The sequence below is a fragment of the Caballeronia sp. AZ1_KS37 genome, assembly GCF_023631165.1.
GTDB classification, from domain to species: Bacteria; Pseudomonadota; Gammaproteobacteria; order Burkholderiales; family Burkholderiaceae; genus Caballeronia; species Caballeronia zhejiangensis.
Map to the genome: position 1 here is coordinate 255,536 of NZ_JALQDP010000001.1, position 15,923 is coordinate 271,458.

Consider the following 15,923-nt stretch of genomic DNA (forward strand, 5'->3'; position numbering starts at 1 on the left):
AAACTGAACGCGCGTTCGTATTATCGGCAGGAAATGTGATGTTTCGTGTCGAACGGGAAAATTTTGTTTCGCCGTTAGGAAAAGTTCGATATTTGGTTGCCGTAAATCAGCGATTGAGACGCAGATTTTGCGAAACAGCGAGAAGGTCGCGCGGCAAACCGCACGGAACGTACAGTGGTTTGACCGTGCCCCAAAGTTTTCCAGTCGAGTGCCGTAAACCACTTAACGGCGGTCTTACCGCATCAAACGTGAGGACTCGACTGTGCTGATTTTCATTGGATCGCTCGTGACATTGCTGTCCGTCTTCGGCGGCTATGCCATCGAAGGCGGCCACCTTGGCGCGCTCATGCAGCCGGTCGAAATTCTGATGATCGCGGGCGCGGGCGTCGGCGCGTTCATCCTCGGCAACAACGTCAAGACCATCAAGGCGACGATTCAGGTGCTGCCGACGCTCTTCAAGGGCGCGAAGTACGACAAGAGCATGTACATGGAGCTGATGGGCCTGCTCTACGTGCTGCTCGCGAAAGCGCGCAAGGAAGGCACGCTCGCGCTCGAAGCGGATATCGAAGATCCGGCGAAGAGCCCGGTGTTCAGCCAGTACCCGAAGATTCTCGCGGACCATCACATCGTCGAATTCCTGACGGATTACCTGCGCCTCATGGTGAGCGGCAATATGAACGCGTTCGAGATCGAAAGCCTCATGGACGAGGAAATCGAGACGCATCACGTCGAAGGCGAAGCGCCGGCGCACGCGCTCACCAAGGTCGGCGACGCGATGCCCGCGTTCGGCATCGTCGCGGCGGTGATGGGCGTCGTGCACACGATGGCCTCCGCCGATCAGCCGCCCGCGATTCTCGGCGAGATGATCGCGCAGGCGCTCGTCGGCACCTTCCTCGGCATTCTGCTTTCGTACGGCTTCATCGGACCGCTCGCGAACGTCGCGGAACAGCGCGTCGCGGAGCAGACCAAGATGTTCCAGTGCATCAAGGTGACGATCCTCGCGAGCCTGAATGGCTACGCCCCCGCGATCGCGGTGGAATTCGGCCGCAAGGTGCTGTTCTCGACGGAGCGCCCGTCGTTCTCCGAGCTGGAAGAACACGTGCGCAAGGTCAAGTCGAAGTGACTTCCGCCATAGTCGAGACACAGCGATGAGCAACGATACCGATCGCCCGATATTCATCAAGCGCGTCGTCGCGGGCAAGAAAGGCCATCACGGCGGCGCGTGGAAACTCGCCTACGCGGACTTCATGACCGCGATGATGGCGTTCTTCCTGCTGATGTGGCTGCTTTCATCGACGTCGCCGGTGCAGCGGCGCGGCATCGCCGAATATTTTCAGATGCCGCTCAAGGCCGCGATGGTCGGCGGCAAGACCGTCGGCATGGACAACAGCATCATCATGGGCGGCGGCCGCGACATTTCCAGCACCGACGCAGGCGCCGCGCGCAAGACCGATGGCGCCACGCAGCTCGCGCAGCGCGCCTCGTCCGACACCGACGAGGAACTGCTCAAGTCCGCGCAGGGCGAGCTCGAACGGCGCGAGCAGGTGCGCCTGCACGATCTTCAGGTGAAGCTCATGGCCGCGATCGAGGCCAATCCGACGCTGCGCCAGTTCAAGCAGCAGATCCGCATCGAATCGACGCAACAGGGCTTGCGCATCGAAATCGTCGATACCCAGAAGCGCCCGATGTTCGCGCTCTCCAGCGACGCCGTGCAGCCGTACATGCGCGACATCCTGCGCGAGATCGGCCGCTCGCTCAACGACGTGCCGAATCACATCGTCGTGCAGGGACATACCGACGCCGTGAAGTACGCGGGCGGCGACAAGGGCTACAGCAACTGGGAGCTGTCCGCGGACCGCGCGAACGCGTCGCGGCGCGAGCTGGTCGCGGGCGGCATGGACGAAGGAAAGGTGATGCGCGTGCTCGGACTCGCATCGACGCAAAACCTGAACAAGAAAGATCCGCTCGATCCGGAGAACCGGCGCATCAGCGTGATCGTGCTCAATCGCAAGACGGAGCTGTCGATGCTGCGCGACGACGGCTCACGCGGCGCGACGCTCGACAACGGCACGGACGCGAACGGCAATCCGTCGTCGGCGCTCGGCCAGCTCATTCCCGGCGTCGCGGTGAGACCCGTGGCGAAGTGAGCAAAAACCTCGAAAAAGACGCTCAAGTGTCGACACGTTTCGACCGTCATCCCGGCAAGAGACAAACATGATCAAACACATTCTGGCAATCGACGATTCAGCCGCGATGCGGCAAATCCTCTCGGCGACGCTGGCGGCGGCGGGTTACCAAGTGACCGTTGCGTCGGACGGCGACGAGGGGCTGGAGTGGGCGCTCGCGGAGCGCTTCGATCTCGTTCTGACCGATCAGCACATGCCGGGCAGAAGCGGGCTCGATCTGATCGTGGCGCTGCGCGGAAATCCCGCATACAAGGCGACGCCGATTCTCGTGCTGACGACCGAAGGCGGCGAGCCGTTCAAGGACGCGGCGCGCTCGGCGGGCGCGACAGGCTGGATCGAGAAGCCGCTCGATCCGGACCTGCTGACGGAACTGGTCGCCGCGCTCTCCGAAGAAACGCAGCACTAAAGCGAACGCACAAGACAACTCGCGCACGCACGCGCCGATGGTGACTCAAGCATGACACTCGACATTACCCAGTTCTACCAGACCTTCTTCGACGAAGCAGACGAACTGCTCGCGCAGATGGAGCAACTGCTGCTCGTTCTGGACATCGCGAATCCCGATCCGGAAGACCTCGCGGCGATCTTCCGCGCGGCGCACTCGATCAAGGGCGGCGCGGCGACGTTTGGTTTCACCGCGCTCACCGAAACGACGCACATCCTCGAATCGCTGCTGGACCGCGCGCGCAACAACGAACTCGTCCTGCGCCGCGACATGATCGACACGTTCCTCGCGACGAAGGACGTGCTGTCGGATCAGCTCGCCGCGTATCGCGCGAGCGCGGAGCCGGATGCGGCCGCGGCCGCCGCGATCTGCGCGAAGCTCGAGCGTCTGAAGAACGAACAGGCCGAAGGCGCACCGTCCGGCCGGATCGAGCCGCCCGCGCTGCCGGGCGCCGACGCGAACGTCGCGTCCGCCGCGAGCGCGAACGCCGCGCCGGCCTACGACGGCCCGAATGCGCCGCCCGCCCACGTGCTTTCGCAGGCGATGGACGCGATCGAGGACGACGGCAACTGGGACGGCGCGTTCGAGCTCGCCGATGGAACGAATGCAGGAACCGCTGCCGCGACGCCGGGACACACCGGCGCGCCGCACGCGGAAGTTGGACCCCACCTGAAAATTACGCTACGGGGGGTGGGCGAGAAGGACCTGGCGACTCTGATCGAGGAGCTGGGGAACCTGGGAAGCATCGTCGGAGAAAAGAAAGCGGACGCCGAGTACGTGGTATGGCTCGACTCGGACGTCCCCGCCGACGATATCGTCGCTGTGTGCTGCTTCGTGATCGATGAAAAGCAGATCACGATCGGCCGCGGCGATGCAGCGGCGCAATCCGCAGAAGCCCAGCCGGCGCGCCTGGAAGCGACGGCCACGCAGATTGCGCAACCCACGATACACGAAGAGCCGAAGCAATCGCAGGCGCACGCGGCGCCCGCATCCGCCGCTGGCAAGGAAGCAGTGAAGGAAGAAGCGGCGACGGCGGCGGGCTCGAAAGACCCGTCCGCCGCTCAGCCGGCAAAGTCCGCAGCAAGCGACGCCGACAAGAAAGCGCGCACCCAGGCTGCGGCATCGGCGGAAGGCAGCTCGATTCGCGTCGGCGTGGAGAAGGTCGATCAGCTCATCAACCTGGTGGGCGAACTCGTCATCACGCAGGCGATGCTCGCGGAAACCACGAGCACGTTCGATCCCGCGTTGCACGACCGCCTGTTCAACGGCATGGCGCAGCTCGAGCGCAACGCGCGCGATCTGCAAGAGGCCGTCATGTCCATCCGCATGATGCCGATGGATTACGTTTTCAGCCGCTTCCCGCGCCTCGTGCGCGACATCGCCGGCAAGCTCGGCAAGGAAGTGGAACTCGTCACGTTCGGTCAGGCGACCGAACTCGACAAGAGCCTGATCGAGCGCATCATCGATCCGCTCACGCACCTCGTGCGCAACTCGCTCGATCACGGCATCGAGACCGTGGAAGCGCGCCGCGCGGCGGGCAAGTCGACGACCGGCCAGCTCGTGCTCTCGGCGGCGCATCACGGCGGCAACATCGTGATCGAAGTGAGCGACGACGGCGCGGGCCTGCGCCGCGACAAGATTCTCGCGAAGGCGCAGAAGCAGGGCATGCAGGTTTCCGAATCGATGAGCGACGAAGAAGTCTGGCAACTCATCTTCATGCCGGGCTTCTCGACCGCCGAACAAGTGACGGACATTTCCGGCCGCGGCGTCGGCATGGACGTGGTGAAGCGCAACATCCAGTCGATGGGCGGCCACGTCGAAATCATGTCGCGCCAGGGCGCGGGCACGACGACGAAGATCGTGCTGCCGCTCACGCTCGCGATTCTCGACGGCATGTCGGTGAAGGTCGGCAACGAGATCTTCATTCTGCCGCTCAACTTCGTGATGGAGTCGCTGCAACCGGTCGCCGAGGACATCTACACGGTCGCGAACGGCGAGCGCGTCGTGCGCGTGCGCGGCGAATATCTGCCGCTCGTCGCGCTGCATCGCGTGTTCGATGTCGAAGGCGCGCGCACCGAGCCGACGCAGGGCATCGTCACGATCATGCAGACGGAAGGACGCCGCTTCGCGATGCTGATCGACGAGCTCGTCGGCCAGCAGCAAGTCGTCGTCAAGAACCTCGAAACGAATTACCGCAAGGTGCACGGCATTTCCGCCGCGACCATCCTGGGCGACGGAAGCGTCGCGCTGATCGTCGACGTGGCCGCGCTCAACCGCGAATCGCGCGCACAGCACGGCGCGCACGCTCACTAATACCGAAGGAGTCTTTCATGGCAGACGTTCAATCGATTCAAACCGCTGCGCCTTCGCGTCGTGACACGCAAAACACGGAAGCAGCCGGACAGGAATTCCTCGTGTTCACGCTCGGCGCCGAGGAATACGGCATCGACATCCTGAAAGTGCAGGAGATCCGCGGCTACGACAACGTTACACGCATCGCGAATGCGCCCGGGTTCATCAAGGGCGTGATCAATCTGCGCGGCATCATCGTGCCGATCGTCGACATGCGCATCAAGTTCAATCTGGGCCGCGTCGAGTACGACAACCAGACGGTCGTCATCATCCTGAACGTCGCGCATCGCGTGGTCGGCATGGTCGTCGACGGCGTGTCGGACGTGCTCACGCTCACGCAGGAACAGGTGATGCCCGCGCCGGAATTCGGCGGCACGCTCGCGACCGAATATCTGACGGGCCTCGGCACGGTCGACGGCCGCATGCTGATCCTGATGGACATCGAGAAGCTCATGACGAGCCGCGAGATGGAGTTGATCGACTCCGTCGGCGCATAAAAACGTATTCAGGAAGCAGGAAGAAGCCATGCTGAAGAAGTTGTCGATCCGCACGACGCTCACGCTCGTCGGCTTGTTGTTCGTCGGTTGCGCGGCGCTCATCGGCGCACTCGCGCTCGTCGGACTGAACTCGGCCAATGCGTCGCTCGCGTCGCTCGCGCAGGAAGACATGGTCGCGATGCGCGCGCTTTCAGAAACGTCGTCGTATCTGCTGCGCTCGCGCGTGACGCTCGACCGCGTGCGTTCGCTCGCCGAAGCGGGCAATACGGAAGAAGCGAAGAAGGCGATCGATCGCGGCCAGTATCTGCTCGACAAGAGCAACGAGAACTGGAAGCTCTATCTCGATACGCCGAAGCCGATGCTCCCGAAGGACACGCTCGATGCGCTCGTCGCCCAGCACGAGACGCTCGTGAAGACCGGCGTGGAGCCGGAATTCACCGCGATCCGGGCGAACGACCTGGCCGCGTATCACGCGATCGCGGACACGAAGATCAGCCCGATGTTCGTCGCGTTCGATCAGGCCGTGACGGCTGCGGTCGCGTCGCATCAGGCGCACGCGGAAAGCTCGCGCGTCAGCACGTCGTCGAATATCGCGGCGCTCAACATGACGATCGGCGCGGTGCTCGTGCTCGCGGTGCTGATGCTGATCGGCACGCGCATGGCGCTCTCCAGCCTGATCGTGAAGCCGATCAACGAGGCCGTCGATCACTTCGACCGCATCTCGCGCGGCGATCTCACGCAGTCCGCGCAGAGCGAAAGCGGCAACGAAATCGGCCGCCTGTTCGCGGGTATCGAGCGCATGCGCGGCAATCTGACGACGATGGTCGGCGCGGTACATCGCGGCGCGGAATCGATCGATGTCGGCGCGCATGAAATCGCGAGCGGCAACACGGATCTGTCGCAGCGCACGGAAGAGCAGGCGGCGTCGCTGCAGGAAACGGCGTCGAGCATGGAAGAGCTCACGAGCACGGTGAAGCAGAACGCCGACAACGCGCGCCAGGCGAGCCAGCTCGCGGTGAACGCGTCGGATATCGCTTCGCGCGGCGGTGAAGTCGTCGAGCAGGTCGTCGAAACGATGCACGCCATTGCATCGAGCTCGAACAAGGTCGTGGACATCATCGGCGTGATCGAAGGCATCGCGTTCCAGACCAACATTCTCGCGTTGAACGCGGCCGTGGAAGCGGCGCGCGCGGGCGAGGAAGGGCGGGGATTCGCGGTCGTGGCGGGCGAAGTGCGCTCGCTCGCGCAACGCAGCGCGGCGGCGGCGAAGGAAATCAAGGCGCTCATCGGCGATTCGGCCGCGAAGGTCGACAGCGGCACGGAACTCGTCGCGCGCGCCGGTCAGACGATGAGCGAGATCGTGCAGGCGGTGCGCCGCGTGACCGACATCATGGGCGAGATCAGCGCGGCGTCGGAGGAACAGTCCGATGGCATCGAGCAGGTCAATCGCGCCGTCACGCAGATGGACAGCGTGACGCAGCAGAACGCCGCGCTCGTCGAGCAGGCGGCCGCCGCTGCGGCATCGCTCGAAGAGCAGACGCGTCAGCTGAAGGACGTGGTCGCGCAATGGCGCGTGCAAGGCGCGGCGGCAGCGCCGGCGCGCACGAGCGCATCGACGGCCGTGGCGCGTCTTGCGCCGGCGGCGCGCGTCGAACCGTCGACGTCTTCGGTTGCAGCGAAAGCGAAAGCTGTCGAGACGCCAAAAGTTGCGCCGGAAGCGGCCGTTAATAAGGAAGCAGTCAAGGAAACGGTCAAGCCGGCGATCAAGCCGGCGAGCGTTGCCAAGCCCGCTGCGGCACCGCGTGCGAAAGCGACGACCGCCGACGACGGCGACTGGGAAACCTTTTAACCGGACCGGAACGAAAACGGCCATGCAGGCATCGCGCACCACGATCGACACGCAGGAAAAGCGCGAGTCCGCATGGTCGAGCGCGACGAACACGCCACATCGGACGTCGGGGACGACGTCAAGGAAGCACGAAACATCATGATGGCAACGCGCAACGCGCGCGTCGACTTGCCCGCCAATGTGCGCGGCACGGAAGTCGAGCGCGATTTCGAATTCACATCGGCGGATTTCGCCCGCATTCGCGAGCTGATTCATCGCCGCGCAGGCATCTCGCTGTCGGACCACAAACGCGACATGGCGTACAGCCGCCTCGCGCGCCGGCTGCGCGCCTGCGGCATCGATACGTTCAAGCAGTATCTCGACCGTCTCGAAACCAACGACGACAACGCCGAATGGGAAGCGTTCGTCAACGCGCTGACCACGAACCTGACGGCGTTTTTCCGCGAGTCGCATCACTTTCCGATTCTCGCGGACTTCGTGAAGCGCCGGCAGCAGCCGTTCTCGGTGTGGTGCTCGGCGGCGTCGACCGGCGAGGAGCCGTATTCCATCGCGATGACGCTCGTCGAAGCGTTGGGCGAACACGCCGCGCGCCAGTGCACGGTGTTCGCGAGCGACATCGACAGTCAAGTGCTCGCGAAAGCCGAAGCGGGCGTGTATTCGCTCGATCAGGTGAAGGCATTGCCCGTCGAGCGTCTCAAGCGCTTCTTCCTGAAGGGCACGGGCGCGCACGCGGGTCTCGTCAAAGTGCGCCCCGAGTTGCGCGCGATGGTGAACTTCGGCCGCGTGAATCTGACCGAAGCGCGCTACGACGTGAAAGGCCCGTTCGACGCGATCTTCTGCCGCAACGTGATGATCTACTTCGACAAGCCGACGCAGGGCCAGGTGCTCACGCGCTTCGAGCCGCTGATGAAGCCGGGCGCTCTGCTCTTCGCGGGGCATTCGGAGAACTTCACGTATGTGTCGCAGGCGTTCAGGCTGCGCGGCCAGACCGTGTACGAACTCACGCGCGATACGAAGGTTGCGAGCGGATCGAAGCGCGCGCTCGCGGGAGAGCCGGCATGAGCGGTCTGCCAATGGCGTCGAATCTCTATTTCGACAATCACTTCAAGAAGCAGGGCGTGAAGCTCCTGCCGAACGAGTTCTACATGACGAGCGAAGACATGGTGCTCGTCACGGTGCTGGGTTCATGCGTGGCGGCGTGCATCCACGATCGCACGGCGGGCATCGGCGGCATGAATCACTTCATGCTGCCCGATGACGGTTCCGACGCGTCGCACGCATCGTCGGATTCGATGCGCTACGGCGCGTACGCGATGGAAGTGCTCATCAACGAGCTCATCAAGCGCGGCGGACGGCGCGAGCGCTTCGAAGCGAAGGTGTTCGGCGGCGGCGCGGTGCTCGCGGGCATGACGACCATCAACATCGGCGATCGCAATTCGGAGTTCGTGCGGCGTTATCTCGCGCTGGAAAAGATTCGCATCGTCGCCGAGGACTTGCAGGGCGCGCATCCGCGCAAGGTCGCGTTCATGCCGCGCTCGGGTCAGGTGATGGTCAAGAAGCTGAAGACGGCGCATGACCCGGTGGTCGTCGAGCGCGAGCAGGCGCTCGTGCAGCGCACGCCGGAAGAGCGCGCGGAGCGGCTCGCGAAAGCGCGTGCGCGCGTCGAGCTGTTTCAGTCGAACGCGAAACCGCGTGCGGAGTCGTTCACGACGAATGCATCGGCGGCGAAGCGCCCGCGCGTCGAGTTGTTCACGTCGCGTCTCAAGACCGTGGAGGAAGCATGAACACAGCGCCAAAGATCAAAGTGCTGTGCGTCGACGATTCGGCGCTCGTGCGCAGCCTGATGACCGAGATCATCAACGCACAGCCCGACATGCACGTCTGCGCGACCGCGCCCGATCCGCTCGTCGCGCGCGAGCTCATCAAGCTGCATAACCCGGACGTGCTCACGCTCGACGTCGAAATGCCGCGCATGGACGGCCTCGACTTCCTGGAAAAGCTGATGCGCCTGCGACCGATGCCGGTCGTGATGGTGTCGTCGCTGACCGAGCGCGGCAACGAAATCACGCTGCGCGCGCTGGAACTCGGCGCGGTCGATTTCGTCACGAAGCCGAAAGTCGGCATTCGCGACGGCATGCTCGATTACGCGGAAAAGCTCGCCGACAAGGTGCGCGCCGCATCGCGGGCGCGCGTGAAGCAGACGACGCACGCGGCGAGCGCGCCGGCGAACGCGGCGACGCACAAGCCCGCGCCGCATTTCAACAATCCGCTCGTGTCGACGGAAAAGCTCGTGATCGTCGGCGCTTCGACGGGCGGAACGGAAGCGATCCGCGAAGTGCTCGTGCCGCTGCCGCCCGATGCGCCCGCGGTGCTCATCGCGCAGCACATGCCGCCGGGCTTCACGAAGTCGTTCGCGCAGCGCCTGAACGGGCTGTGCCGCATCACCGTGAAGGAAGCCGAGCACGGCGAGCGCGTGTTGCCGGGCCACGCGTACATCGCGCCCGGCCACGCGCATCTGGTGCTCGCGAGGAGCGGTGCGAACTATGTCGCGCATCTGTCGGATGCGCCGCCCGTGAACCGGCATCGGCCTTCGGTCGACGTGCTGTTCCGTTCGGCGGCGCAGCACGCGGGCAAGAACGCGATCGGCGTGATCCTGACCGGCATGGGCCGCGACGGCGCCGCCGGTCTTCTGGACATGCAGCAGGCGGGCGCTTACACGCTCGCGCAGGACGAAGCGAGTTGCGTGGTGTTCGGCATGCCGCGCGAAGCGATTGCAATGGGCGGTGCGAGCGAAATCGCGCCGCTCTCTGAAATGAGCCGGCGCGTGATGGCGCGGCTTGCCTCGATGGGCGAACGCGTACAGCGCGTCTGAACTTTGGATTTAAGCGGCGCCGCCGCATTGAGAACACACTGGAGTCATGATGGACAAGAACATGAAGATCCTCGTCGTCGACGATTTTCCGACGATGCGCCGTATCGTGCGTAACCTGCTCAAGGAGCTGGGCTACGGCAACGTCGACGAAGCCGAAGACGGCGCGGCGGGCCTCGCGCGTCTGCGCGGCGGCGGCTTCGACTTCGTGATCACCGACTGGAACATGCCGAACCTCGACGGCCTGTCGATGCTTCAGCAGATCCGCGCGGACGCGACGCTCTCGCATCTGCCGGTGCTGATGGTGACGGCCGAGTCGAAGAAGGAAAACATCATCGCGGCGGCGCAAGCGGGCGCGAACGGTTACGTGGTGAAGCCTTTCACGGCCGCCACGCTCGACGAGAAGCTCACCAAGATTCTCGAGAAGATGGCCAAAGCGGGGAGCTGATCTTGAACGATCTGACCACTGAACTCGCAGCCGCGGTCGCCGCGGTTGCCGAAAGCGAAGGCGATCCGTCGAGCGACCGCATTCTCGCGCGCATCGGCCAACTGACGCGCACGCTGCGCGATTCGATGCGCGAGCTCGGCCTCGACAAGCAGGTCGAAGCCGCCGCGCAAGCCGTGCCCGACGCGCGCGACCGCCTGAAATATGTCGCGACGATGACCGAGCAGGCCGCCGAGCGCGCGCTCAACGCGATCGAGCTTGCCAAGCCGATGCAGGAATCGCTGCAAACCGAAGCGCAGGCGCTCGACGCGCGCTGGGCGAAGTGGTACGGCGCGCCGCTCGCGCAGGGCGAGGCGGGGGAACTGCTCGCGCAGACGCGCTCGTTCCTGCAGAGCGTGCCGGAGCGCACGCAGGCGACCAATGCCCAATTGCTCGAAATCATGCTCGCGCAGGATTTCCAGGATCTGACCGGCCAGGTCATCAAAAAGATTACGGACGTCGTGTATCTGATCGAGCAGCAATTGCTGGGCGTTTTGCTCGAGAACATCGCGCCGGAACGCCGCGAGCAGTTCGCTGCATCGGCGGCGGCGCTGATGTCGGCAGTGTCGACCGGCAGTCCGGAAAGCCTGCTGAACGGTCCGCAAATCAATCCCGAAGGACGCAGCGACGTCGTGCAGGATCAGTCACAAGTGGACGATCTGCTCGCCAGCCTGGGATTTTGAGGGTGATTTTGTAAGCCTTCGTAACTTAGGCCGGCCTCGAAGTTGCGAGATGACGCGAAGCGCATACCATTGCGCTTCGCGTTTTTTATTTCGTGCGCTTGCGAACGTTAGGACGGTTCCACCTGGCTGGCATACTGACGATGTTCGCGCCCGCACGATTTTGGGGCGAAAGGCGGTGGCGCATCTGTCACTCAATCGTCAAGCACCGGTCTCTGAATCAAGTGGCGGGGCCGGCGGATAACCGATAGGAGGCCCAGTGAAGGCACCGAAGCAATCCCGTCATGGGCATCTCATGAGCGCGTTGGCAATCGTTGCCGGCGCGCTCGGCGTGAGCGCGGCAGCGCCCGCCTACGCCGTGCTCGGCGGCCAGCCGATGGCAGCGCCGCAAGGCGCCACGGCGGAATCATCCACGGCCGCGGTCGCGCGTGCGGCCGTCGCAAGCGGCGCATCGAGCGCATCGACGACATCGGCGTCGAACTACACCGTTCGCACGACCACGCTCGCGAGCGGAACGGTCATCAACGAATATTTGTCGACGGAAGGCGTCGTGTTCGGCATCGCGTGGCACGGTCCCCGCATGCCGGATCTCGCCAGCCTGCTCGGCAGCTATTTCCCGCAGTATCAGCAGGGCCTGAAGGCGCAACGCGCCGCGCGCGGCGGCCGCGGGCCGGTCAGCGTGCAGGATTCCGGACTCGTCGTGGATTCGGGCGGTCACATGGGCTCGTTCGCGGGCAGCGCGTATTTGCCGCAATCGTTGCCTGCCGGCGTGTCCGCCAGCGACATCCAGTAAGCGACGGGAGACTCAGTATGCATAGAACGACACTCGGCCATCCCGCTCTCTCTTCGTCCCGGCGCGGCGGGCTTGCCCGCTGGCTCGGCGTGCTCTGCCTTTCCGTCATGCTCGCGGCCTGCGGCGGTGGCGGCGGCGACGACTCCAGTTCCAGCAGCGGCGGCGGTTCGTCGGGCGGCTCCGGCGGCTCGGGCGGTTCCAGCGGCGGCGGCTCGACCACCAGCACCGCGAACGCGCAGCCGATCGCGCCCAACGGCACGAACGCGGTGGCGATCAACGTCAACTCCGGCGCCGCGGGCTTCGTCAACATTCCGAACGTATCGGTGACGGTGTGCGCGCCGGGCTCGTCGGTGTGTCAGACGATCGACAACATTCAGGTCGACACGGCGTCCTTCGGCCTGCGCATTCTCGGATCGGCGGCGCAGAACGTGCTCGGCAGCCTGCCGACCTCGCGCGCGTCGAACGGCGGGCAGCTCGCCGAATGCGCCGGTTTCGCCGACGGCTACACGTGGGGCACCGTCCGCACGGCCGACGTGAAGATGGGCACGGAAGTGGCGTCGGGCGTGCCGATTCAGATCATCGGCGATCTGAGTGCATCCGCGGCGCCGACCGGCGACAACGGCTGTCCGTCCGGCAGCGACGAAAATTCGACCGCCGACATCGGCGCGAACGGCATTCTCGGCATCGGCCCGCAGGCCTACGACTGCGGCGACGGCTGCGCGAGCACGGCGCTCAACGCGATGTACTTCTCGTGCACCAACGGCGCGAATTGCTCGGGTGTCGCGGTGCCGCTGGCGCAGCAAGTGACGAATCCGGTCACCAAGTTCGCGGTCAACAACAACGGCGTGATCGTGCAATTGCCGCCCGTTGCCGATAACGGCGCGGCCACCGCGACCGGCGTGCTGATATTCGGCATCGGCACGCAGAGCAACAACGGGATCAGCAACGTGACGAAGTACGGCACCGATCCCTATGGCGACCTGACCGGCACGTACAAGGGCAAGACGTACAAGACGTTCTTCGACACCGGGTCGAACGGCAACTTCTTCCAGGATAGTTTTCCGCTGTGCAACGGATCGTCGGCGTTCTATTGCCCGAGCGCGACGCAGTCGCTGTCGACCACGATCAAAGGCAGCGAAGGCAACAGCGCCACCGTGCCGTTCCTGCTCGCCAACGCGAGCACGCTGACGCAAGGCAAGAACAAGTTCGCCTTCAACAGTCTCGGCGGTCAGTTGGGCATGTCGAACTTCTTCGACTTCGGCTTGCCGTTCTTCTTCGGCCGGCATGTCTACGTCGGATACCAGTTGCCGAACAGCTCGGCCTACGTGGCGTTCTGACCGTTCGGACGTTCGCCCGATAAAAAACCGGCTGCGTTTGCGCGCAGCCGGTTTTTTTACGTCATTCGTCCGCGCGTGGTTTGCGTGGCGCGCGTTCGGCGAGCGCGTCGTAGAGCCAGCGCGGCAGGACGTGCATCAGCATGCCCGCGACGCGCATCTGCCATGGAAACGTCGCGTAGCGCACCTTGCGTTCGATCGCGTCGGCGGCTTTCGCGGCGAAGCGGTCGGCGTCCATCAGGAACGGCATGCGATACGGATTGTGCGCGGTCATCTCCGAGCGCACGTAGCCCGGCGCGATCGTGACGACGGCCACGCCGAGCGGGCGCATCTCCACGCGCAACGATTCCAGATATTTCGCCACCGCCGATTTCGACGCGCTGTACGCGCCGCCGCCGGGCAGCCCGCGCACGCCCGCGACGCTCGCGATGCCGACGAGCGTGCCGCGCCGCGCGGCCGTCATCGACGCGACGAACGGCTCGAACGTCGCGACCATGCCGAAATAGTTCACGTCCATCACTGCACGGAAGGTGTCGAGATCGCCGTGGCCCGTCAGCGCGCCGCGGCTCATGCCCGCGTTCGCGATGACGACATCCGCCGTGCCGTGCTCCGCGATGAAGCGGCGCGCGGCATCGGCGAGCGCGTCGGGGTCGCGCACATCGGCGGGATAGATCGAGATGGAGCTTTGCGGATGACGGGCCGCGAATGCGGCGAGGGAATCGGCGCGGCGGGCGACGAGGCCGAGGATGGCCCCGCGCTTCACATACTCTTCGGCCATTGCAAGGCCGATGCCGCTCGACGCCCCGGTGATAAAGACCTTCAAACGAACTGCGGTCATGCGGAGCGTCGGTGCTTACAGCTTCTTGTCGCGGACTTGCTGGACGAGGAAGTCCATGACCTGCGTCGTCCCCGGCAGGCTGTTGGTCATCGCCGGGCCGGTTTCGTACTTGCCCTGCACGACGACCGTCGGCACGCCGTCGATCTTGTAGTCCTGCAGGAGCTTGGCGTCGCGCTGCACGGCGCTTTGCGTCGAGAACGAGTTATACGCGTCCATGTATTTCTTCGGATCGACGCCCTGCGTCTTGAGGAAGTCCGCCTGCGCCTGCGGCGTCAGCAGATAGTTCTTCTTCACGTGGATTTCGTTGAACACGGCCGGCGTGACCTTTTCCGCGACGCCGAGCGCGTCGAGCGCGTGATACATCTTCGAGTGCGGAATGAAGTCGTCGCGGAATGCCACCGGCACGCGCTTGAACACGACGTCCGGACCTTGCTTCTTCGCCCATGCCTCGATGTACGGCTCGAACTCGTTGCAATGCGGGCAGCCGTACCAGAAGAACTCGATGACCTCGACCTTGCCCGCAGGCGCGGCGATCGGCTGAGCCGCCTGCAGCACGGTGTAATCCTTGCCGGCGGTGGGCGCGGCCATCGCGGAATTCGCGACGCTCAGGGATGCGGCTGCGATGCCGAGGGAGAGAGCCAACGCGCTAAAGATTTTTTTCATGATTGAAGAGATACGCAATGGAAACGCGACGGAACAAAAGCAGGCCCATAAGTGGGACATACGACGCTTAAGCCACGCTTAAGCGTCGCGGCGCTTCGACTTCGTTTGCTGCGTTATTGCTTCGTTATTGCTTCGAGAAACGGATGACGGCGGTATCGACGCCCGCATCGGACAGCCGCTGGCGCGCGGTGTTCATGTCCTCGAACTTCGCGAACGGCCCGATCCGCACGCGATAGTACGTGACGCCGCCTGCATCGCGCTGCGTGACCTTCGATTCGAAGCCCTGGAAGCCGAGACGCGCGCGCTGCTGTTCGGCATCCGCCTGCGTCTTGTACGCGCCGACTTGCAGGAAGTAGCCCGTGTTCGGCTCGCCGGGCGCGGGCGGCGTGGTCTTCGCCGTCGTGGGCGCCGAGCCGCCCTTCGGCGGCGTGGCGTTCGCGTTGCTCGTCGCGGCGGGCGCGCCCGGTGCGGCTTCGGGCTTCTTCGCGGGCGCCGTGCTCGCGGTCTTCGGAGCCGATGCCGTTGCGCCCGACGGCGGTACTTCGACGATCTGCGGCTCGTCGAGCATGCCCGACGACTGCGTCTGATTGTTGGTCTGGCCCGGCGCGGTGTTGGGCGGCGTGGGCTGCGCGGCTTGCGGCACCGCCTGGCCCGGCGTCTTGCCTTGCAGCGGACGATTCGGATCGTACGGTTGCGCGGCGGCAGGCGCGGAGTTGGCCTCGGACGGCGGCGGCGCGACCTTCGCCACGAATGGCGTGGGCGCACGCGTGATGTACAGCGCGACGATTACGGCAATCGCGAGGCCGACGATCAGGCCCAGCACGATACCGATAAACGTTCCCCCCGTTTGCTTCGACTGCTTCGATGTGCGGCGTGGTTTTGCCATCGTATGAATCACCTGCGAGAAAGTCTTCTGGTTGGGCGACGATTATA

At 64.6% G+C, this 15,923-nt stretch carries 16 protein-coding genes; 13 read left to right on the plus strand and 3 right to left on the minus strand.

Annotation, left to right across the window (positions count from 1 at the left end; translation table 11 throughout):
* The first annotated feature begins 262 nt into the window (after nucleotides 1-262).
* The 13 genes from motA (at nucleotide 263) to NCS00_RS01270 (ending at nucleotide 13,492) form a co-directional block, all read left to right on the plus strand.
* Nucleotides 263-1,123, plus strand: a complete 861-nt coding sequence (gene motA, locus NCS00_RS01210) for a flagellar motor stator protein MotA (RefSeq protein ID WP_008351887.1) — start codon at nucleotides 263-265, stop codon at nucleotides 1,121-1,123.
* Nucleotides 1,124-1,148: 25 nt separating this feature from the next.
* Nucleotides 1,149-2,147, plus strand: coding sequence for a flagellar motor protein MotB (gene motB / locus NCS00_RS01215; protein WP_250433526.1), 999 nt, complete (start codon nucleotides 1,149-1,151; stop codon nucleotides 2,145-2,147).
* A 67-nt stretch (nucleotides 2,148-2,214) separates the two neighbouring features.
* Nucleotides 2,215-2,592, plus strand: a complete 378-nt coding sequence (locus NCS00_RS01220) for a response regulator (RefSeq protein WP_008351883.1) — start codon at nucleotides 2,215-2,217, stop codon at nucleotides 2,590-2,592.
* 51 nt (nucleotides 2,593-2,643) lie between these two features.
* On the plus strand, nucleotides 2,644-4,944 hold the full coding sequence (gene cheA / locus NCS00_RS01225) for a chemotaxis protein CheA (protein ID WP_250438889.1): 2,301 nt from the start codon (nucleotides 2,644-2,646) through the stop codon (nucleotides 4,942-4,944).
* 17 nt (nucleotides 4,945-4,961) lie between these two features.
* Nucleotides 4,962-5,480 (plus strand): chemotaxis protein CheW, encoded by a 519-nt coding sequence (gene cheW, locus NCS00_RS01230; protein WP_008351879.1) that lies wholly within the window; start codon nucleotides 4,962-4,964, stop codon nucleotides 5,478-5,480.
* Between the two features lie 28 nt (nucleotides 5,481-5,508).
* The gene (locus NCS00_RS01235) at nucleotides 5,509-7,329 is read left to right on the plus strand and encodes a methyl-accepting chemotaxis protein (RefSeq protein ID WP_008351877.1); all 1,821 of its coding nucleotides are present in this window, start codon (nucleotides 5,509-5,511) and stop codon (nucleotides 7,327-7,329) included.
* 138 nt (nucleotides 7,330-7,467) lie between these two features.
* The gene (locus tag NCS00_RS01240; RefSeq protein WP_033536589.1) at nucleotides 7,468-8,391 is read left to right on the plus strand and encodes a CheR family methyltransferase; all 924 of its coding nucleotides are present in this window, start codon (nucleotides 7,468-7,470) and stop codon (nucleotides 8,389-8,391) included.
* Nucleotides 8,388-9,113 carry a chemoreceptor glutamine deamidase CheD gene (gene cheD, locus NCS00_RS01245; protein WP_033536555.1) on the plus strand — a complete coding sequence of 242 codons (726 nt, stop codon included), beginning with the start codon at nucleotides 8,388-8,390 and terminating at the stop codon, nucleotides 9,111-9,113. The genes NCS00_RS01240 and cheD overlap by 4 nt, the downstream gene beginning before the upstream one ends.
* On the plus strand, nucleotides 9,110-10,201 hold the full coding sequence (locus NCS00_RS01250) for a protein-glutamate methylesterase/protein-glutamine glutaminase (RefSeq protein ID WP_008351872.1): 1,092 nt from the start codon (nucleotides 9,110-9,112) through the stop codon (nucleotides 10,199-10,201). The genes cheD and NCS00_RS01250 overlap by 4 nt, the downstream gene beginning before the upstream one ends.
* 49 nt (nucleotides 10,202-10,250) lie before the next feature.
* Nucleotides 10,251-10,646 (plus strand): chemotaxis response regulator CheY, encoded by a 396-nt coding sequence (cheY, locus tag NCS00_RS01255; protein WP_008351870.1) that lies wholly within the window; start codon nucleotides 10,251-10,253, stop codon nucleotides 10,644-10,646.
* 2 nt (nucleotides 10,647-10,648) lie between these two features.
* The gene (gene cheZ / locus NCS00_RS01260; RefSeq protein ID WP_008351868.1) at nucleotides 10,649-11,365 is read left to right on the plus strand and encodes a protein phosphatase CheZ; all 717 of its coding nucleotides are present in this window, start codon (nucleotides 10,649-10,651) and stop codon (nucleotides 11,363-11,365) included.
* Nucleotides 11,366-11,621: 256 nt separating this feature from the next.
* Entirely contained in the window at nucleotides 11,622-12,155 is a 534-nt protein-coding gene (locus tag NCS00_RS01265; protein ID WP_239294313.1) for a DUF2844 domain-containing protein, read from the plus strand.
* Nucleotides 12,156-12,172: 17 nt separating this feature from the next.
* Complete coding sequence (locus NCS00_RS01270; RefSeq protein WP_034470435.1) at nucleotides 12,173-13,492, plus strand: DUF3443 domain-containing protein; 1,320 nt, start codon at nucleotides 12,173-12,175, stop codon at nucleotides 13,490-13,492.
* 61 nt (nucleotides 13,493-13,553) lie between these two features.
* Here the strand turns inward: NCS00_RS01270 and NCS00_RS01275 are convergent, their stop codons facing one another.
* The 3 genes from NCS00_RS01275 to NCS00_RS01285 all read right to left on the minus strand — a co-directional run bounded on the left by NCS00_RS01275 (nucleotide 13,554) and on the right by NCS00_RS01285 (nucleotide 15,876).
* Nucleotides 13,554-14,327, minus strand: a complete 774-nt coding sequence (locus NCS00_RS01275; RefSeq protein ID WP_250438901.1) for an SDR family oxidoreductase — start codon at nucleotides 14,325-14,327, stop codon at nucleotides 13,554-13,556.
* 15 nt (nucleotides 14,328-14,342) lie between these two features.
* Nucleotides 14,343-14,990 (minus strand): thiol:disulfide interchange protein DsbA/DsbL, encoded by a 648-nt coding sequence (locus NCS00_RS01280; protein WP_034470441.1) that lies wholly within the window; start codon nucleotides 14,988-14,990, stop codon nucleotides 14,343-14,345.
* Nucleotides 14,991-15,114: 124 nt separating this feature from the next.
* Entirely contained in the window at nucleotides 15,115-15,876 is a 762-nt protein-coding gene (locus NCS00_RS01285) for an SPOR domain-containing protein (RefSeq protein WP_008351857.1), read from the minus strand.
* Between the last annotated feature and the right edge of the window lie 47 nt (nucleotides 15,877-15,923).